Below are 17485 nucleotides of genomic sequence, written 5' to 3' on the forward strand. Positions count from 1 at the left end.
AAATGAGACGTTTAAAAATGTTATGGCATATTATACAGGTTACGGGTTTTACTCGGTTTGCTCTGAGTTTTGTGACCTTTGTTTTTGGGTCAGGAGGCGTGCTTTTCCTAGTTGAACCTGCTATCACAAATTACGGAGACGGTCTTTGGTATGCTTTTGTGACTTCGACGACTGTCGGCTACGGGGATCTCCTAGCTGTGACCTTGATTGGAAGGATTACCAGTGTCTTCTTGACGATTTATGGGCTCATATTTTTTGGCTGTTTATCAGCTGTTATTATTAATTATTATACCGATTTAAATAAGGAAAGAGGAGAGGACAAATGACTGCCAATTATTCAACACGGGAATACCGTGAGAAATTATACGATGACCTTCATGTTCGATTGAGAGATACAGCGATTTTGATGTGTGCAATTTTTATTGCCTCTATCGGTCTAAATATGAATTCAACAGCTGTTATTATTGGAGCCATGTTAATTTCACCTCTCATGACACCGATTGTTGGACTGGGATTCGGTTTAGCTATTTTTGATACGCGTTTAATCAAGTAATCTCTAGAGGTTTTATTGACTCAAGTGTTGGTCAGTTTGCTTGTCTCGACTCTGTATTTCTGGATTTCTCCCTTGTCTTATGCAAGTAGCGAGTTGATCGCACGAACCTCTCCAACCATTTGGGATGTTCTCATTGCTATTGCTGGTGGGATTGCTGGTGTGATCGGTTCAAGGAAAAAAGAAGCAAACAATATCGTGCCAGGAGTAGCCATTGCTACAGCTTTGATGCCGCCTATCTGTACTGCTGGCTATGGTTTAGCTAATGGGAATGTACGATTTTTATTGGGGGCTCTCTATCTTTTCTTGATCAACTGTGTCTTTATCATGCTAGCCAACATTGTTGGAACAAGAATTTTGATGAGAAAATCTCCTTTAACTTCATTTAAAGAGCTGAGCATTAAAATGAGAATTGGCTTGATTTCTTTGATTGTATTGTTGATTCTTCCAGCTAGCTATTCGGCAGTTACTCTGACAATAGAACAAGCGCGCAAAGAAGGGATCAAACAGTTTGTAGGAAAAGAGTTCGCCAATTATACGGTTATTAATCAAGTCTACAAGTCAAGTAACAATGAATTGGTCTTGACGGTTGTTGGAGATCCGATTTCAGAAGAAGAATTAGAAACACTCCACCAAAAACAAGCCTCTTACGGTATTCAATCTGTTCAATTGAAAGTGAATCAAGTTCAGAACTCGCCAACATTAGATAGTGAAGCGACCAAGGAATTTTATGAAAACATTGACAAGTATATTGATCAAAAACTCTCTGAAAAAGATTCACAAAACGATCTCGTAAAAGAAAATGAAGCAGACAAGGATTGAGGACAATGAACTGAATCGGTTTTTACGCCGTGTTTTTCTTGTATCTTCCTCTTTCTTACTTATAGCAGGTTGTTTTTGCTTGAATAAGAAATAAATTAGAAGTTCTATCATCTAAGAAAAATGATGAAAAAAATCATTTAACTAATGGTGTGAACGTTTAGTGTTTATCAGCTCCATTCTCTGTAATTTTGGGGGTAAAATCCACACCATTTAGATAAAATTAGTTGAATTTGATTGGAAAAACGCTTTTATAAAAGCGGAGAAAAGTCTTGATATTACGCTGTTTTTAGTCCAACTGAAATTCATACTTTCCAAACCAGGTCTTAAGAAAAAAGGTAGAGAAAAAGGTAGAGTTTGGATTGAAATACAGTGCAATATATCGCATTTGGCAAAAAGAAAAAACGCTTTAAATCAGCGTTTTTCTTATGTATTGATTCGTATTGAACCCCTACTTAACTTCTGTAAACACTACGTGCTTGCGAAGTTTTGGTGAGTATTTCTTCAATTGAAGACGGTCTGGAGTGTTACGTTTGTTTTTAGAAGTAAGGTACAAGCGTTCACCAGATTCTTTGTGTTCAAGTGTGATATTTACGCGCATGGTATCTCCCTTCTATTATTCAGCTGATGCAGCTTTAGCGATTTTACGTCCTTTGTAGTATCCTTTAAGTGATACGCGGTGAGAACGTGAGTAATCTCCAGTAGTTTCGTCAAAGTTTACAGATGGAGCTGTTACTTTGTAGTGTGTACGACGTTTGTTTTTCTTCGCTTTTGAGGTGCGACGTGCAGGTACTGCCATTTTCTTTTCTCCTTTAGGTATTTAAATTCGATTCAATCTAGTGATTTTCATCAACCATACTAGGATAACACATTTTTTTTGTAAAGTAAAGTTACTTGACAAAAAAAGATAAAAAAATTAGAAGCTAGTAATCGAAATTTTCTGAAAATTCAAGAATTTTATTCTGTTCTTCATGCGGAAATTGTGCTATAATGGTAAAAACTGAAATGGGAGGGAACAAATGACAGAATTAGATACACGTCACCGCAGTAGCGTTTATGACAGCATGGTAAAATCACCTAACCGTGCCATGCTTCGTGCGACTGGTATGACAGATAAGGACTTTGAAACACCGATTGTTGGGGTCATTTCGACTTGGGCGGAAAACACACCGTGTAATATTCACTTGCATGACTTTGGGAAATTGGCTAAAGAAGGTGTTAAATCTGCTGGTGCTTGGCCTGTGCAGTTTGGAACCATTACGGTAGCCGACGGGATTGCCATGGGAACGCCTGGTATGCGTTTCTCTTTGACATCTCGTGATATCATTGCGGACTCTATTGAGGCTGCGATGGGTGGTCACAACGTGGATGCCTTTGTCGCTATCGGTGGCTGTGACAAGAACATGCCTGGTTCTATGATTGCCATTGCCAATATGGATATTCCAGCTATTTTCGCCTATGGTGGAACCATTGCACCGGGAAATCTTGATGGCAAAGACATTGACTTGGTTTCTGTCTTTGAGGGAATCGGAAAATGGAACCACGGTGACATGACAGCTGAGGACGTGAAACGTCTTGAATGTAATGCCTGTCCTGGCCCTGGTGGTTGTGGTGGTATGTACACAGCTAATACCATGGCGACTGCTATCGAAGTTCTAGGGATGAGCTTGCCAGGCTCTTCATCTCACCCAGCTGAATCAGCTGACAAGAAAGAAGATATCGAAGCAGCAGGACGTGCTGTTGTTAAGATGCTGGAGCTTGGTCTCAAACCATCTGATATCTTGACTCGTGAAGCCTTTGAAGATGCCATCACTGTAACTATGGCTCTCGGTGGTTCTACAAATGCCACTCTTCACTTGCTTGCTATTGCCCATGCGGCTAATGTTGATTTGTCCCTTGAGGACTTCAATACAATCCAAGAACGTGTGCCTCACTTGGCCGACTTGAAACCATCTGGTCAGTATGTCTTTCAAGACCTCTATGAAGTCGGTGGTGTGCCTGCGGTTATGAAATACCTCTTGGCAAATGGTTTCCTTCATGGCGACCGCATCACATGTACTGGTAAGACAGTCGCTGAAAACTTGGCTGACTTTGCAGACCTTACACCAGGCCAAAAAGTCATTATGCCACTTGAAAATCCAAAACGTGCAGACGGTCCGCTTATCATCTTGAACGGGAACCTTGCCCCTGACGGTGCGGTTGCCAAGGTATCAGGTGTTAAAGTGCGTCGTCACGTTGGACCTGCTAAGGTCTTTGACTCAGAAGAAGATGCGATTCAGGCCGTTCTGACAGATGAAATCGTTGATGGCGATGTTGTCGTTGTTCGTTTTGTTGGACCTAAGGGTGGTCCTGGTATGCCTGAGATGCTCTCACTTTCATCCATGATCGTTGGTAAAGGTCAAGGAGACAAGGTTGCCCTCTTGACAGACGGACGCTTCTCTGGTGGTACTTATGGTCTGGTTGTTGGACATATCGCACCTGAAGCTCAGGATGGTGGACCGATTGCCTACCTCCGTACAGGCGATATCGTTACGGTAGATCAAGATACTAAAGAAATTTCTATGGCTGTATCCGAAGAAGAACTTGAAAAACGCAAGGCAGAAACAACCTTGCCACCACTCTATAGCCGTGGTGTCCTCGGTAAATATGCCCACATCGTATCATCCGCTTCTCGCGGAGCTGTGACAGACTTCTGGAATATGGACAAGTCAGGTAAAAAATAAACTCAAAAAGCAAGCCATTTTCGGCTTGCTTCTTTTTAACTTCAAAAGTGATTTGCCTCATTAACGAGGTGGCAGTCCAAGGGCAATACGGCCGTAGCGACTGATTCGTGTAATCTTCCAAGCGGGAGACCAGGTAACTTCAACCTTGACATCTTCGATACCCTCGATTTGTTTTAGACCTGCAACGATTTCGATAGGCAGGCTTTCGGCGCAATCGCAGGCGGTGTCAGTGAAGGTCATGACAATCTTGCAGAGACCCGTTTCATCCAGATTGATTTCATAAATCAGTCCTAGATTGTAAACATCCAATTCCACATCTGTATCAAAAACCTTCTCTAGTTTTTCGATAATTTGGTCTTGCAAGGCCAAAGCACGGTCATTGATTTTGATATCCTCTCTCATTACAGTCCCTCCACGTGATAAATATCCTCTATTTTCTCATAATTCTGACAATTTGGCAAGTTTTTGATGAATTTTCTGAAAAGACTCTCTTGCGATTTTCTCCTCTCACTGTTTTAATCCCTCTATTTATGGTAAAATAAGACTATTAAGTTTAAAGAGGATTCCCTATGAAATTACAAAAACCAAAAGGAACACAGGATATTCTACCTGCTGAGTCTGCCAAGTGGCAGTACGTTGAGGGCTTTGCCCGTGAGATTTTCAAGCGCTATAACTACGCAGAAGTGCGTACGCCTATTTTTGAGCATTACGAGGTTATCAGTCGCTCTGTCGGGGATACAACCGATATCGTAACCAAGGAAATGTACGATTTTTATGACAAGGGTGATCGCCATATTACCCTCCGTCCAGAAGGAACTGCGCCCGTTGTTCGTTCCTATGTGGAAAATAAACTCTTCGCCCCAGAAGTGCAAAAGCCAAGTAAGTTCTACTACATGGGCCCTATGTTCCGTTATGAGCGTCCACAGGCAGGTCGTTTGCGCCAGTTCCACCAGATTGGTGTCGAGTGCTTTGGCTCTAGCAATCCAGCTACCGATGTGGAAACCATCGCTATGGCAGCTCATTTCTTGAAAGAAATCGGCATTCAAGGTGTCAAACTACACCTCAACACTCTCGGAAATCCTGAGAGCCGTGCAGCCTACCGTCAAGCCTTGATCGACTATTTGACACCGCTCAAGGAGACCTTGTCTAAGGATAGCCAACGTCGTTTGGAGGAAAATCCTCTCCGTGTCTTGGACTCTAAGGAAAAAGAAGACAAGGTGGCAGTAGAAAATGCGCCGTCTATATTGGACTTCCTTGATGAAGAAAGCCAAGCTCACTTTGATGCTGTGCGTCAAATGTTGGAAAATCTTAGAGTAGATTACATCATTGATACCAATATGGTGCGTGGTCTGGACTACTACAACCACACGATTTTCGAGTTTATCACTGAGATCGAGGGCAATAACTTGACGGTCTGTGCGGGTGGTCGCTACGATGGTTTGGTTGCCTACTTTGGTGGTCCTGAAACTGCTGGATTTGGATTTGGACTTGGTGTAGAGCGCCTGCTTCTTATCCTTGAAAAGCAAGGTGTGGCCCTTCCTATTGAAAACGCCCTAGATGTTTATATCGCAGTCTTGGGTGAAGGAGCAAATGTCAAGGCCTTGGAATTGGTACAAGCCCTTCGCCAACAAGGTTTTAAAGCAGAGCGTGATTACCTTAATCGGAAGCTCAAAGCTCAGTTCAAGTCAGCCGATGTCTTTGCTGCTAAGACCCTCATCACTCTCGGAGAGAGCGAAGTCGAAAGCGGACAAGTGACAGTCAAGAACAACCAAACTCGAGAAGAAGTTCAAGTATCACTTGAGACCATTAGCCAAAACTTTTCAGAAATATTTGAAAAATTAGGCTTTTAATAGTAGAAAAACTGGTCAGGACCTTACTCCTGACCTTTTTCTTTTGCAAAACGACAAAAATCTTAAACTTTTTGACAAATATACTTGTCAAAAAGAAAAGGATGTGTTACAATGTAAGCAAGTTAAGAGTAAAGGAGAAAGGAATGCTTAAAAATCGTTTAAAAGAGCTTCGGGCTCGCGATGGTCTCAATCAAACCGAACTGGCCAAGTTAGCAGGAGTTTCCAGACAGACCATTAGCCTACTAGAACGGGACGAATACACCCCGTCCATTGTGATTGCCCTGAAGATTTCACAGATATTCAATGAACCAGTCGAGTCGGTATTTCGTATAGAGGAGGACGAGTGATGAACAAGTATAAAGTAATTTATTATATGAGTGTTTTTGCCTTTATTGTGAATGCTTTTGCTATGATTGGAACATTACTGGGTTGGTTCTATTTTGTTGAAAGTAAGTATTTGTTTTGGATTAATTTAGTCCTCTTGTCCATTTTCAATCGGTTGAAGAAAAAGGAGAAAAATGATGAACAAGTATAAAGTAATCTATTATGTAGTTGCCATAGCTCTATTAGTCAGCGTATTTCTACTGATTGGGATGGACCTAGGCTGGTTTAATCCATATCAAAGCGACCAATTTGTTTGGGCCTACTTTGCTCTCATCCCAGTAGTTGACTGGATTGAAAAGAAATTCAAAAATCTAGCAAGTGAAAAAGGAGAAAAGTTATGAAAGAGTTTTCAGCGGGTTTTCAAGTCGATACTGAACACAAAGCACTTGCAGGTGTTTGTGCAGGTTTAGGAAATTATTTTAACATTCAAGCCAATATCGTTCGTTTGGTGACAGTTTTGTTGTTTCTCTCTTCTACAGAGATTGGTATTTTAACAGTTACAGCCTATGCTTATCTAGCAGGTTGGCTTGGCAATGAACCCTTGGGGGATGGAGCAAAAAAAGCTAGAAACCAAGCTATTCTCTTACTTGCTGTTTGTTTGATTTTGGTGTCACTTGGAACAGAAGGCTTGACAGCTATTTTTGAATCAGGTAAAGCCTTTGGTCAGTGGTTGGCTGGCTTAGTTTAGAGGGAGGGTGAATATGAAAAAGAAACGTGGATTATTATTGTTTTTAGCAGCTGTTGTCTTTGGAGGTTTCTTGGGCATGTTTATAGGGATTTTTAAGGCACGTGCCGAATCCCACGGAATTATGTTAGATGTAAAAGTCTTGATACCCTGGATATCAGCTATTTGTTTACTGATAGGTTTCATTAGCATTCTTTTGACGTTCAATTTCTTAAAGAAAAGCAGAAAATTTCACTCCTTGTATCAAGAGGAAATGGATGATGATCTGAATGAAACCTATTATGTGCAAATGTATCGGAATCTCGAGTTTGGAACCATTGCTTTTAATATTGCAAGCGTAGCGATTTTATTGGCTTTCTTCATTTCAGTAAGTGAAGAGATTGTACTAAATAGAAGCAATCTAACCTTATCTCTTTCTTTTTTGGCATTAGTGTTGGTTTTCAATGCTCAAAAATATCTTTATAAAACCATTTCGATTGTTCGTCAGTTTGATTTGGCATTTTTCTCTACACCAAAGGATGTCTTGGACTATATCAATTCTTACGATGAAGGGGAGCGCCAAGCTAATTTGGAACAGAGTTTTCGGATTTTATTCCAATTAAATAACTATGTCTTGCCAGGTCTCTACATTCTAATTGATCTCTTTTCCTTACTGACAGGAGAGATTCAGTTACTCGCCTTATTGCTTGTCGGAGCTATCCATATTTATATCAATGTGATGCAGTTACCTATGGTGAAACGCTATTTCAAATAGGAGTCTTTTATGAAACTACTTAAAAATCTTGGCTGGTTTCTTCTAGCTATTCTATCCTTTTACTTTGGCTATGGTCTGGTTCAGAGTATGGCTTTATCAGCGCTTGACCTAGGGGCTTCAATCTTTGGAGTCTTGCCACTCTATATCGTCCTGTCAGGGGCCTATGTTTATGGAGTTTACAGATGGTATCAGACAGAAAAGGTTAGCATCCAGACGACGATTTTTAATCGTTATATTTGGTTGCCTACTCTGGTTTTGCTAGTGGCGATTACAGCCCAGTTCTTTTTGCCAGAAGATCCGTCAGTCAATCAACAAATCGTATCTCAACTGACAGTGGCTCAGCCTGTATTTGGTTTCTTTATGGTAGTGGTCTTTGCTCCTCTGACGGAAGAACTCATCTTTAGAGGGATGTTAGCGCGCTATCTCTTTCCTAAGCAGAACAACGGCAAACAGACAGCTCTGTTTCTCCTCGTATCGAGTGTGCTTTTTGCCTTGATTCATTTTCCAGGGACTTTGCAACAGTTTTTAGTTTATGCCAGTCTGGGATTGAGTTTGGGTCTAGCTTATGTGAACCGAAAAGGTCTTCTTTACAGCATTTCTCTCCACGCTTTGAATAATTTAATCGGCTTTTTGATGATACTCATGCTATAATAGAGTCAGGAGGTCACATGAAACGAGTAATTTTATTAGCAGTGATACAGGCGGTCGTTCTCTTCTTTATCATCGGGGCACTTGCCTATGCCTTTAAAGGCGACTTCTTTTACAACTATCTAGCGGTTGTCTTTGCGCCTATTGCAGGTGTCTTGCGTTTTGCGACAGCTTATGCGACGGAGATTGTTCTACCTAAAAAGGCAGCTGAGATTGCTGAAAAGCGTAAAAAAGGTTAAGAATCATAATCAGAGAATCCGATGACGTTTTCATCGGATTTTTTGTCTGTTTGTTTTGATTACTAAAGACAATCAAACTTTTCTGCTGATTTTCATGAAGTGCCTGCGCTTTTATGGTAAAATAGTAACAGAATAAAAGAGGAGAGAAAACATGAAACGTAGTATGTATGCTGGTCGTGTTCGTGAGGAACACATCGGACAAGAAATGACCTTGAAAGGCTGGGTTAGCCGTCGTCGTGACCTTGGTGGTTTGATCTTTATCGACCTTCGTGACCGTGAAGGAATCATGCAGTTGGTTATCAACCCTGAAAAAGTATCTGCAGAGGTTATGGCAACAGCTGAAAGCCTTCGTAGCGAATTTGTTATCGAGGTGACTGGTCAAGTCGTTGCGCGTGAGCAAGCCAATGATAAATTGCCGACTGGTGCGGTTGAGTTAAACGTGACAGCTTTGACAGTGCTTAATACAGCTAAAACAACGCCTTTTGAGATTAAAGATGGGATTGAGGCCAATGACGATACACGTTTGCGTTACCGTTACCTTGACCTTCGTCGTCCAGAAATGCTAGAAAACCTTAAGCTTCGTGCCAAGGTGACCCACTCAATCCGTAACTACTTGGATGAGTTGGAGTTTATCGATGTGGAGACGCCATTCCTTTCTAAATCAACGCCAGAAGGGGCACGTGACTATTTGGTGCCATCTCGTGTCAATAAAGGGCATTTCTACGCTCTTCCTCAGAGCCCACAGATTACAAAACAGTTGTTGATGAATGCTGGTTTTGACCGTTATTACCAAATCGTCAAATGTTTCCGTGACGAGGACTTGCGTGGTGACCGCCAGCCTGAGTTCACTCAGGTCGACTTGGAAACATCCTTCCTTACGGAGCAGGAGATCCAAGATATTACAGAAGGCTTGATTGCACGCGTGATGAAAGAAACAAAAGGCATCGACGTGACGCTTCCATTTCCTCGTATGAAGTATGATGACGCAATGGCTCTTTACGGTTCTGACAAACCTGATACCCGTTTTGACATGTTGCTTCAGGACTTGACAGAAGTAGTCAAGGGTGTTGATTTCAAAGTCTTCTCAGAAGCACCTGCCGTTAAAGCTATTGTGGTCAAAGGAGCTGCAGATAACTACTCACGTAAAGACATCGACAAGATGACCGAAGTAGCCAAACAGTACGGAGCCAAAGGTCTTGCTTGGGTCAAGGTAGTTGATGGAGAATTAAATGGACCAGTTGCCAAGTTCTTGACTGGGATCCAAGCAGATTTGACTGCAGCACTTGGTCTTGAAGATAAGGATTTGGTTCTATTTGTGGCGGATACGCTTGAAGTGGCCAATGCAACACTAGGCGCCCTTCGTGGCCGTATCGCCAAAGAGTTTGACTTGATTGATAACGATAAATTCAACTTCCTTTGGGTGGTTGATTGGCCAATGTTTGAATGGTCTGAAGAAGAAGGCCGCTACATGAGTGCCCACCATCCGTTTACTCTTCCACAGGAAGAAACAGCTCACGAATTAGAAGGTGATTTGGCTAAGGTTCGTGCCATTGCTTACGATATCGTCTTGAATGGTTATGAGCTTGGTGGTGGTAGTCTTCGTATCAACCAAAAAGACCTTCAAGAACGCATGTTTAAGGCTCTTGGTTTCTCAGCTGAAGAAGCCAATGACCAGTTTGGCTTCCTTCTTGAAGCCATGGACTATGGTTTCCCACCACATGGTGGCTTGGCTATTGGACTTGATCGTTTTGTGATGCTCTTAGCAGGAGAAGAAAATATCCGTGAAGTCATTGCCTTTCCTAAGAACAATAAGGCAACCGACCCAATGACTCAAGCTCCATCAACAGTCGCTCTCAAACAACTAGAGGAACTCAGCTTACAAGTAGAAGAAGATGAAACAAGCAAAACGAATTAAGCGGTGGCGCTATTATCTGCGCCGCTTTGCTTATCAGATAAAAATCTTACGAGTTTTACAAAGTATCTCTCGGGAAAAATATGATGAGAAAGTATCGGCTTCTCTGGTTTATGGCTTTCTGTCAGCGGTAGCAGTCAATTTCTTTTTTCAACCAGGACACGTTTACTCCAGTGGTGCGACAGGTCTGGCACAGATTATCTCTGCCTTGAGTAATCACTGGTTTGGTTTTTACATTCCGATATCGCTAACCTTTTATGCTATCAATTTTCCGTTGATGATTTTGGCTTGGTATCAGATTGGGCATAAGTTTACAATCTTTACCTTTATCACAGTATCCATGAGTTCCCTCTTTATCCAGCTTGTACCAGTTGTGACCTTGACAGAGGATCCCATTATCAATGCTCTTTTTGGGGGTGTTGTCATGGGCTTGGGGATTGGTTTTGCGCTCCGTAACAATATTTCTAGCGGAGGTACAGATATCGTCAGTCTGACCATTCGAAAGAAAACGGGTAAGAATGTCGGTAGTATTTCTTTCCTAGTAAATGGAACCATCATGCTGATAGCAGGATTGACCTTTGGTTGGAAATACGCCCTCTACTCCATGATTACTATCTTTGTCTCCAGTCGTGTGACAGACGCGGTCTTTACCAAGCAAAAACGCATGCAGGCCATGATTGTGACCAATAATCCTGACAAGGTAATTGCAAAAATCCATAAAAAATTGCACCGCGGAGCAACCATGATCCACGATGCAGAAGGAACCTATAATCATGAGAGAAAAGCAGTCTTGATTACAGTTATCACACGAGCAGAGTTTAATGATTTTAAACACATCATGAAACAGGTCGATCCGACAGCCTTTGTCTCTGTATCCGAAAATGTCCACATCCTAGGACGATTCGTAGAAACAGACAATTAATAATACTCAAAAGACCAGCCTTGGGGCTGGTCTTTATTTTTCGATAATTTTGTGTCCAATCAACTGGCGGTAACAAATCTGTTTATTGTTTTTAGCATCGTTGATGATCTGGAGAATGGTTTCAAAGGAAACGCGCCCGAGTTCTAAACTATTGATATCCACATAGGCTGCCAAGTTCAGTTTAGGGTTGACCGAGTCAAAGCTGAGGACAGGGACATCCAGTTGGTGTTTTGCGATGTAATCACAGACCCCTGCAGCAAGAAGGCTATCAATAGTAATAATAGCATCAATATTTGGATCATGTTCGAAGAGAAGTTTACTAAAGCGATAACCATTATCTTCAAGAAATTCGGTCGCAAAGTAGGTCAGATTGGGATCAATAGGAAGTTGGTATTGTTTAAGAGCTAACTCATAACCCATTAGACGATCTTGTGTTACGAAAAGTTTTTTGGTTCCTCCGATGAAGGCAATTCGCTTGCATCCTTTTTTGATGAAATATTCTGTCGCATCAAAACCTGCCTGGACATTGTCATTATCGACAAGAGGGATAAAGGGTGAAGTGGATTTTCCGAGAATGAGGAAAGGGAACTGCTCATCCGCTACTAGTTTGACTAGAGGATCTTCTTCTTCAGCGTAGAGGAAAATCAAACCATCAACACGCTTACCATAAACCATCTGAGAAATGGCATTGAGACGTTCTTTTTCATCTTTCCCCGTTGCAATCTGAATAGCGTAGTGGTTTTCAGATGCGACTTGGGCGATCCCTCGTAGGACAGATGGGAAGAAAGGATTTTGGTAAAAGGCATCTGAGTCGTCAGGAAGCACCAGGCCGATAACTTGAGTATAGCTACTAACTAGACTACGAGCATTGAGATTGGGATGGTAGTTGAGTTCCTTCATAGCCTTGCGAACTCGTTTTTTGGTTTCATCACTAATCGTTGATTTATTTTGAATGACGCGGGTTACGGTTGAAGGTGAGACACCTGCAGCCTTGGCCACATCTTTAATCGTAACGGGCATAAAAATCTCCTATTTATGATAATCTGGATCACGGAAATGTGTCTTGTAAAAAATAGTGACCAGATACAGAACAAAAAGAATGTTTTGTACAGTGATAAGGGTTGTCATATTTTGGCCAAAAAGTCCCAAAATAAGCGTAATCAGAGTGGGAAATCCTAAACAGTTCAAGATAAAATGGTAGCACTCTTTAAAGCTCCTAAATGAAAAGAGGCGTGATTTTTTGGTGATATAAAGGAGAAGACTAGCTCCAAGGGAGACAATGAAGAAATTCAATCCAAAGAGGAAGCTAGCACCAAGAACGAGAAAGAGACTGATATAGACCCGATTTTGTTGGTACCAATCTTTAGAAATGGCCTGGGTTAGATCTTCCTTACTCTGGAAACTCTCCGTTTGAATCGCGTGGTAGCGAATGCGAGTCAGTTCCTTACTTTCCTTACTGATGACGAGTTCTTCCGTATCAAAATGAAGTTGCAAGTCCTTTGGCAATTCTTTGTTTTGGCTCGGGCCAATCAAAAGAGAAGGCTGCTGATTCTTAGTGCCTGAGTAGTTCAGCTTTCCATCAATGATTTGTGCATTCTCTGACAAGTCCATGATGGCTTCATCTGTCAGTGGAGTGTAGACATTATCGATAAAGGTATCCAGTGGATACGTTTCCTGTGAGCTGTTTTGAATGGCAATTGGAATCATGGACAAGCTGATGAGGAAAATGCTAGTAAAGAGGAGTTGAAACCAGTTGAGTCCAAAACGTTTTGACAGGGGCTTACGAAATCCCCAAATACTTGAAAAATATGAAAATGGATATGGAAGCATTTGTATCTTTCTAAAAGGTGTTTTCTATATGAGTATTATTATATAGAGAAATGTGCTTTATTTCAAGTCTAGTAGATAAATTGCTTACTGAAAAGCTGATTTTGCTACTATTTGCGGTCTTGTGTCTAATCTTTCAACTTTAGAAACAAGATCAAAATGAAAAAGGGTGGCGGGGATAAATTATCCCTTGTCGCCACCACTTGTAAGTCCTGAAACAAAGTTCTTTTGTAGGAAGAAGAAGAGAATACAGATTGGAAGGGCGATGAGGATAGCACCTGCTGAGAAGTAGGCAATCTTCAAGTTTTTCACATTGCTGACAAAGGTCTGTAGACCAACGGCAACTGTAAAGTATTCTTTCTCACGAAGCAAGAAACTAGAGAGGATATAGTCTCCGAAAGGTCCCATGAAGGCCCAGAGCGCTTGTACAGCCACCATTGGGCGAACGAGTGGGAGAACAATTTGCCAGAAGCGACGGAAGTGTCCTGCACCATCTAGTTTTGCTGATTCATCAAGAGACATCGGTACTGTGTCGAAGTAGCCTTTCATCAACCAAGCATTCATCGGAATACCTCCACCAACATAAAGGAAGATGAGGAACCAGCTTTGGTTAAGCGCATTCAACATAAGGGCCATAACGAAGAAGGCTGTCAAAGCGGCCATAGTTGGCACCATTTGGATGATCAAGAAGAAGACCAAACTTTGTTTACGAGCCAAGAAGTTGTAACGGCTGTAGGCATAACCAGCAAGTACGATGATACTTGTTTGAACAGCCATGGTAATCAAGGCGATAATCAAAGTGTTGAGGTACCAAGTGCCGTACAAGGTTTCAGTGAAGAGCCCTTGGAAGTTGGCAAAGCTAAAGTCGACGTTAGCATCTAGTTTAAAAGCTACGACGTTACCAGTCTTGAAGGCTGACATAATGGTGATCAAAAGTGGATAAATAATCACGATTGAAAGACCAATCAAGTAGAGGTAAGTGAGGGTTTGAGTCAGTCTACGTTTGAGTTTGATTGAGTTATTCATCTTAGACGTCCTCCATATCAAATGCGTGTAGTTTCTTGAATGCGATCATAGAGATAGAGATGACAATGATAGAGATGATCAAGGTAACAGCTGCCGCCATAGAGTATTGAGGAGATGTACCTGTTGTCAAACGATAAATCCATGAGATCAAGATATCAGTTGAACCGGCTCCACCACCAACGCTACCAGGACCTCCGCCGTTGAAGAGGTACATGATAGAGAAGTTGTTAAAGTTGAAGGTGTATTGGCTGATCAATGTTGGTGCTGCAACAGCCAAAATCATAGGGAAAGTGATGTTGCGGAATTTTTGCCAAGCATTGGCACCATCGATGTAAGCCGCTTCGTAGAGGTCGTTAGGAATCGACTGCAAGATACCCAAAGTCAAAACGTAGATGTATGGGAATCCTAGCCAACCTTGCATCATAATCAAGGCAATCTTAGTCCAAGTTGGGTCTGTTTTCCAAGGGATAAGCGCTCCGTCAAGGAAAGGAAGGACCTTAGCCAAGATAGGCAATACTTGAGTGTTGATCGCTCCGACACTATCGTTAAACATGTTTGAGAATGTCAAGATAGTGATGAAGGCTGGAACAGCCCAAGGAAGAAGGAAAATAACACCAAAGATACGTTTTCCTTTGATAAATGGTTGGTTAGCAATGATTGCTGTGAAGATACCAATCACAATCTGCAAAGTAGAAGCAGACAAGGCCCAGATGATGGTCCAAGAAAGAACTGCACCGAAGGCTGAACGGAAGGTACTTAAGCTCCAGATGTTTGTAAAGTTAGTTAAACCAACCCAGTCCAACAATTTGTTTGGTGGCAAGTGTTGGAAGTCATAGTTGGTAAAGGCAATCATCAAGGTTACGATAACTGGGAAGATAATCGCAAATGTCATAGCGACGTAAGATGGGATGATCAAGAGGTAAGGGAAACCATTCTCATAAATACCTTTGATCATATCTTTAAAAGTACGTGGGACAGGAATTCCATTGTTAATACGTTTTGCGATTGTATGTGCATCTTTAATATTTGAGAAATAAAAGAGCACATAAACGACTACAAAGATTAAATGGAAGGCACCACGAATCAGCATAAAGAGGGAATTATCACGACCTGGCTTGTCACCAAGAGTGATCAAATTGTGCAATTCAGGGGCTGCAAGTGCTAGGAAATAAAGAACAAATACGATAGTTACACCAAGGAAGATAAAACCTTTCGCCTTTTGTTTATTGTAAATCTGTCCTAACCCAGGAATCACTGAAAGCAAGGCTGCTTTGCTAGGTTGTTGGTTTTCCATGAATACTCCTTTCATAGGATACGAGATTGAAGTTTGTCTCCAATCGCTAGATAGGCAACTGCAATCATTCGTAAATTTATAAAATCAAAGGGGGATCTGTATTCTCCCCCCTTGTAACGAATTCAATTATTCACCAAATTTTTGTTTGATTGTTTCTTTGATCAATGTTACAGCATCGTTAGCAGCTGTCTTAGCATCTTTTTTACCACTTACAGCGTCAAAGAGCATTGTTTTAGCTGGATCCCAAACAGCTGACATTTGAGAAATGTTTGGCATTGGTTGAGCGTTCTTGAACTGTTTGATAACAGCTGTTGTCAACTCATCGTTTTTACCTTCAGCGTATGAACGAGCTTCAGTGTTAGCTGGGATTTCGTTAGTTGCATCGTAGAATGCTTTTTGTTGTTCAGTTGAAACAAGGAAGTCTACAAATTTTTGTGCAGCTTCAAGGTTCTTAGTGCTTGATGGGATGATCCAAGCTTTACCACCACCGAATGGTGTGTATTCTTTACCATTTGGAAGAGTTGGAATAGTAGCAACACCGTAGTTTACTTTAGCATCTTTGAATGCTTGAGCTTTCCAAGGTCCATCGATGATAGCAGCTGTTTTACCTTCTTGGAATTGAGTTTGGATCAAGTTTGCAGCACCTTCAGTATCTTGCATACCTTTAGGCCATTTTTCATACCAAGATTTAGCGTAGTTGACACCAGTGATAGAACCGTCGTTTGCAAGACCGATGTCTTTAGCGTCTTTACCGTTTTGTCCGAATACGTAACCACCGTTACCAGCAAGGAGTCCGTATGCGTAGTAGAAGTTTGTCCAGTCAGCTAGGAATGCAGTAGTTTTGCCATCTTCACCAGCGAAAGCGTATTTGCTGTCTTTAGCAAGTTCTTCTAATTCAGCAAAAGTTTTTGGAGCTTCTTTAAGCAAGTCTTTGTTGTAGTACATAACAAGTGACTCGATAACGGCAGGAGCACCGTAAACTTTACCGTCAGCAGCTGTTACAAGAGATTTAGTTTTATCATCTGTTTTAGCGCCGTCGCTCAAAGTAACTTCTGAAAGTTGTCCGTCAGTACCAAGGCTACCTACACGGTCGTATGGAGCCATCATAACGTCAGCAGCTTGACCTGATTGGTTGTCAAGTGAAAGTTTGTCAAGTCCACCAAGTTGGTCACCTGATTTGATGTTAACTTTTGTACCTGATTCTTTTTCATAAGCTGCAGCAACTTTTTCAGCGTAGGCTTTGTATTGGTCTTCAACGTAGAAAGTGATTTCTTTTGCTTCAGATGAGCTAGTATCAGCTGCTTTATCAGCAGTTTTGCTTCCGCAAGCTACCAAAAGTAAGCTAGCAAGAGTAGCAGTTCCGAGCACAGCAGCGCTCTTCATGAATTTAGATGACATAGTGTATTCCTCCTAAAGAATAACAAAAATAATTTAATGAGAAAACGCAAACGTTTTCTTTTACGAACTTAGTATAGCACAAACAGAAAACGGTTGCAAGCGTTTTTAGGAAATTTTTTAAAAAAATTTTAAGGTTTCAAACATTTGTTAAAGCCCATATATAGGAAAGAACTTAAAATGTTTGTTTTTTTTGAATTGAAAATATATTAGGGAAACGATTGCGTAAATTCGGCTCGATTTTTCAGAAAATAGAGCAGAAGTTTGGAATGAATTATCTTAAATCAGAAAATTTTTAAAAAATTTTTCGCTCATTTCATAAAATATCAATGGGAACAAGTTTTGGTTGATTAAAATAATTCAAAAAAATTTTTTAAAAACGCTTGCATTTGTTTTTGAAATGCGTTATACTTAAATTAACGCAAACGTTTGCGCCTTAATTGCGCAACGTTTTATA

General features: G+C 41.2%; 20 protein-coding genes and 1 pseudogene. 13 read left to right on the forward strand and 8 right to left on the reverse strand.

Features of this window, described 5'->3' with window-relative positions; genetic code table 11:
* Positions 1-2: 2 nt before the first annotated feature.
* Positions 3-326 (forward strand): potassium channel family protein, encoded by a 324-nt coding sequence (locus tag E2R31_RS00430; protein WP_001253404.1) that lies wholly within the window; start codon positions 3-5, stop codon positions 324-326.
* A pseudogene (locus E2R31_RS00435) lies at positions 323-1372 on the forward strand (DUF389 domain-containing protein). The gene E2R31_RS00430 and the pseudogene E2R31_RS00435 overlap by 4 nt, the downstream one beginning before the upstream one ends.
* Positions 1373-1820: 448 nt before the next feature.
* On the opposite strand, the gene rpmG reads toward E2R31_RS00435, so the two are convergent.
* Both rpmG and rpmF read right to left on the reverse strand, forming a co-directional pair.
* A complete protein-coding gene (rpmG, locus tag E2R31_RS00445) occupies positions 1821-1970 on the reverse strand; it encodes a 50S ribosomal protein L33 (RefSeq protein ID WP_001265622.1) in 150 nt (49 codons plus the stop codon).
* A gap of 15 nt (positions 1971-1985) precedes the next feature.
* The gene (gene rpmF / locus E2R31_RS00450) at positions 1986-2168 is read right to left on the reverse strand and encodes a 50S ribosomal protein L32 (protein ID WP_000290417.1); all 183 of its coding nucleotides are present in this window, start codon (positions 2166-2168) and stop codon (positions 1986-1988) included.
* 220 nt (positions 2169-2388) lie between these two features.
* On the opposite strand from rpmF, the gene ilvD reads away from it, so the two are divergent.
* On the forward strand, positions 2389-4092 hold the full coding sequence (gene ilvD, locus E2R31_RS00455) for a dihydroxy-acid dehydratase (RefSeq protein WP_000137380.1): 1704 nt from the start codon (positions 2389-2391) through the stop codon (positions 4090-4092).
* Positions 4093-4152: 60 nt separating this feature from the next.
* Here ilvD and E2R31_RS00460 read toward each other — a convergent pair whose 3' ends face one another.
* Positions 4153-4494 carry a metal-sulfur cluster assembly factor gene (locus E2R31_RS00460; RefSeq protein ID WP_001206380.1) on the reverse strand — a complete coding sequence of 114 codons (342 nt, stop codon included), beginning with the start codon at positions 4492-4494 and terminating at the stop codon, positions 4153-4155.
* 167 nt (positions 4495-4661) lie between these two features.
* Between E2R31_RS00460 and hisS the strand changes: the two genes are divergently transcribed.
* The 10 genes from hisS to E2R31_RS00510 all read left to right on the forward strand — a co-directional run bounded on the left by hisS (position 4662) and on the right by E2R31_RS00510 (position 11486).
* Positions 4662-5942 carry a histidine--tRNA ligase gene (gene hisS, locus E2R31_RS00465; protein WP_132972275.1) on the forward strand — a complete coding sequence of 427 codons (1281 nt, stop codon included), beginning with the start codon at positions 4662-4664 and terminating at the stop codon, positions 5940-5942.
* A gap of 143 nt (positions 5943-6085) precedes the next feature.
* Positions 6086-6289, forward strand: coding sequence for a helix-turn-helix transcriptional regulator (locus E2R31_RS00470; RefSeq protein WP_000916947.1), 204 nt, complete (start codon positions 6086-6088; stop codon positions 6287-6289).
* A complete protein-coding gene (locus tag E2R31_RS00475) occupies positions 6289-6477 on the forward strand; it encodes a hypothetical protein (protein WP_001046120.1) in 189 nt (62 codons plus the stop codon). The genes E2R31_RS00470 and E2R31_RS00475 overlap by 1 nt, the downstream gene beginning before the upstream one ends.
* Positions 6464-6667, forward strand: coding sequence for a hypothetical protein (locus tag E2R31_RS00480; protein WP_049478385.1), 204 nt, complete (start codon positions 6464-6466; stop codon positions 6665-6667). The genes E2R31_RS00475 and E2R31_RS00480 overlap by 14 nt, the downstream gene beginning before the upstream one ends.
* A complete protein-coding gene (locus E2R31_RS00485) occupies positions 6664-7014 on the forward strand; it encodes a PspC domain-containing protein (RefSeq protein ID WP_049478386.1) in 351 nt (116 codons plus the stop codon). The genes E2R31_RS00480 and E2R31_RS00485 overlap by 4 nt, the downstream gene beginning before the upstream one ends.
* A 13-nt stretch (positions 7015-7027) precedes the next feature.
* On the forward strand, positions 7028-7765 hold the full coding sequence (locus tag E2R31_RS00490) for a DUF3169 family protein (RefSeq protein WP_061428474.1): 738 nt from the start codon (positions 7028-7030) through the stop codon (positions 7763-7765).
* 9 nt (positions 7766-7774) lie between these two features.
* The gene (locus E2R31_RS00495; protein WP_049478388.1) at positions 7775-8416 is read left to right on the forward strand and encodes a CPBP family intramembrane glutamic endopeptidase; all 642 of its coding nucleotides are present in this window, start codon (positions 7775-7777) and stop codon (positions 8414-8416) included.
* A 17-nt stretch (positions 8417-8433) separates the two neighbouring features.
* Positions 8434-8652, forward strand: a complete 219-nt coding sequence (locus E2R31_RS00500; protein WP_000832178.1) for a hypothetical protein — start codon at positions 8434-8436, stop codon at positions 8650-8652.
* A gap of 151 nt (positions 8653-8803) precedes the next feature.
* Positions 8804-10567 (forward strand): aspartate--tRNA ligase, encoded by a 1764-nt coding sequence (gene aspS, locus E2R31_RS00505; RefSeq protein WP_007522677.1) that lies wholly within the window; start codon positions 8804-8806, stop codon positions 10565-10567.
* Entirely contained in the window at positions 10545-11486 is a 942-nt protein-coding gene (locus tag E2R31_RS00510; RefSeq protein ID WP_000806299.1) for a YitT family protein, read from the forward strand. Before aspS ends, E2R31_RS00510 begins: the two co-directional genes overlap by 23 nt.
* A gap of 33 nt (positions 11487-11519) precedes the next feature.
* Here E2R31_RS00510 and E2R31_RS00515 read toward each other — a convergent pair whose 3' ends face one another.
* From E2R31_RS00515 to E2R31_RS00535, 5 genes are all read right to left on the reverse strand, one after another.
* The gene (locus E2R31_RS00515; protein WP_132972277.1) at positions 11520-12506 is read right to left on the reverse strand and encodes a LacI family DNA-binding transcriptional regulator; all 987 of its coding nucleotides are present in this window, start codon (positions 12504-12506) and stop codon (positions 11520-11522) included.
* A 9-nt stretch (positions 12507-12515) separates the two neighbouring features.
* On the reverse strand, positions 12516-13316 hold the full coding sequence (locus E2R31_RS00520; protein ID WP_132972279.1) for a DUF1189 domain-containing protein: 801 nt from the start codon (positions 13314-13316) through the stop codon (positions 12516-12518).
* Positions 13317-13496: 180 nt separating this feature from the next.
* Entirely contained in the window at positions 13497-14339 is an 843-nt protein-coding gene (locus E2R31_RS00525; RefSeq protein ID WP_001065656.1) for a sugar ABC transporter permease, read from the reverse strand.
* A 1-nt stretch (position 14340) separates the two neighbouring features.
* Entirely contained in the window at positions 14341-15633 is a 1293-nt protein-coding gene (locus E2R31_RS00530; protein WP_000431414.1) for a carbohydrate ABC transporter permease, read from the reverse strand.
* Between the two features lie 126 nt (positions 15634-15759).
* Positions 15760-17031 carry an extracellular solute-binding protein gene (locus E2R31_RS00535; RefSeq protein ID WP_000095461.1) on the reverse strand — a complete coding sequence of 424 codons (1272 nt, stop codon included), beginning with the start codon at positions 17029-17031 and terminating at the stop codon, positions 15760-15762.
* Positions 17032-17485: the final 454 nt, after the last annotated feature.

The organism is Streptococcus downii (assembly GCF_004353325.1).
Classification (GTDB): Bacteria; Bacillota; Bacilli; order Lactobacillales; family Streptococcaceae; genus Streptococcus; species Streptococcus downii.

Coding starts and splice junctions, on each gene's coding strand:
- E2R31_RS00495 (WP_049478388.1), top strand. CDS start 7,775: ATGAAACTACTTAAAAATCTTGGCTGGTTTCTTCTAGCTATTCTATCC.
- E2R31_RS00525 (WP_001065656.1), bottom strand. CDS start 14,339: ATGAATAACTCAATCAAACTCAAACGTAGACTGACTCAAACCCTCACT.
- E2R31_RS00475 (WP_001046120.1), top strand. CDS start 6,289: ATGAACAAGTATAAAGTAATTTATTATATGAGTGTTTTTGCCTTTATT.
- E2R31_RS00520 (WP_132972279.1), bottom strand. CDS start 13,316: ATGCTTCCATATCCATTTTCATATTTTTCAAGTATTTGGGGATTTCGT.
- ilvD (WP_000137380.1), top strand. CDS start 2,389: ATGACAGAATTAGATACACGTCACCGCAGTAGCGTTTATGACAGCATG.
- E2R31_RS00530 (WP_000431414.1), bottom strand. CDS start 15,633: ATGGAAAACCAACAACCTAGCAAAGCAGCCTTGCTTTCAGTGATTCCT.
- E2R31_RS00480 (WP_049478385.1), top strand. CDS start 6,464: ATGAACAAGTATAAAGTAATCTATTATGTAGTTGCCATAGCTCTATTA.
- E2R31_RS00430 (WP_001253404.1), top strand. CDS start 3: ATGAGACGTTTAAAAATGTTATGGCATATTATACAGGTTACGGGTTTT.
- hisS (WP_132972275.1), top strand. CDS start 4,662: ATGAAATTACAAAAACCAAAAGGAACACAGGATATTCTACCTGCTGAG.
- E2R31_RS00470 (WP_000916947.1), top strand. CDS start 6,086: ATGCTTAAAAATCGTTTAAAAGAGCTTCGGGCTCGCGATGGTCTCAAT.
- rpmF (WP_000290417.1), bottom strand. CDS start 2,168: ATGGCAGTACCTGCACGTCGCACCTCAAAAGCGAAGAAAAACAAACGT.
- E2R31_RS00460 (WP_001206380.1), bottom strand. CDS start 4,494: ATGAGAGAGGATATCAAAATCAATGACCGTGCTTTGGCCTTGCAAGAC.
- E2R31_RS00500 (WP_000832178.1), top strand. CDS start 8,434: ATGAAACGAGTAATTTTATTAGCAGTGATACAGGCGGTCGTTCTCTTC.
- rpmG (WP_001265622.1), bottom strand. CDS start 1,970: ATGCGCGTAAATATCACACTTGAACACAAAGAATCTGGTGAACGCTTG.
- E2R31_RS00535 (WP_000095461.1), bottom strand. CDS start 17,031: ATGTCATCTAAATTCATGAAGAGCGCTGCTGTGCTCGGAACTGCTACT.
- E2R31_RS00485 (WP_049478386.1), top strand. CDS start 6,664: ATGAAAGAGTTTTCAGCGGGTTTTCAAGTCGATACTGAACACAAAGCA.
- E2R31_RS00510 (WP_000806299.1), top strand. CDS start 10,545: ATGAAACAAGCAAAACGAATTAAGCGGTGGCGCTATTATCTGCGCCGC.
- aspS (WP_007522677.1), top strand. CDS start 8,804: ATGAAACGTAGTATGTATGCTGGTCGTGTTCGTGAGGAACACATCGGA.
- E2R31_RS00515 (WP_132972277.1), bottom strand. CDS start 12,506: ATGCCCGTTACGATTAAAGATGTGGCCAAGGCTGCAGGTGTCTCACCT.
- E2R31_RS00490 (WP_061428474.1), top strand. CDS start 7,028: ATGAAAAAGAAACGTGGATTATTATTGTTTTTAGCAGCTGTTGTCTTT.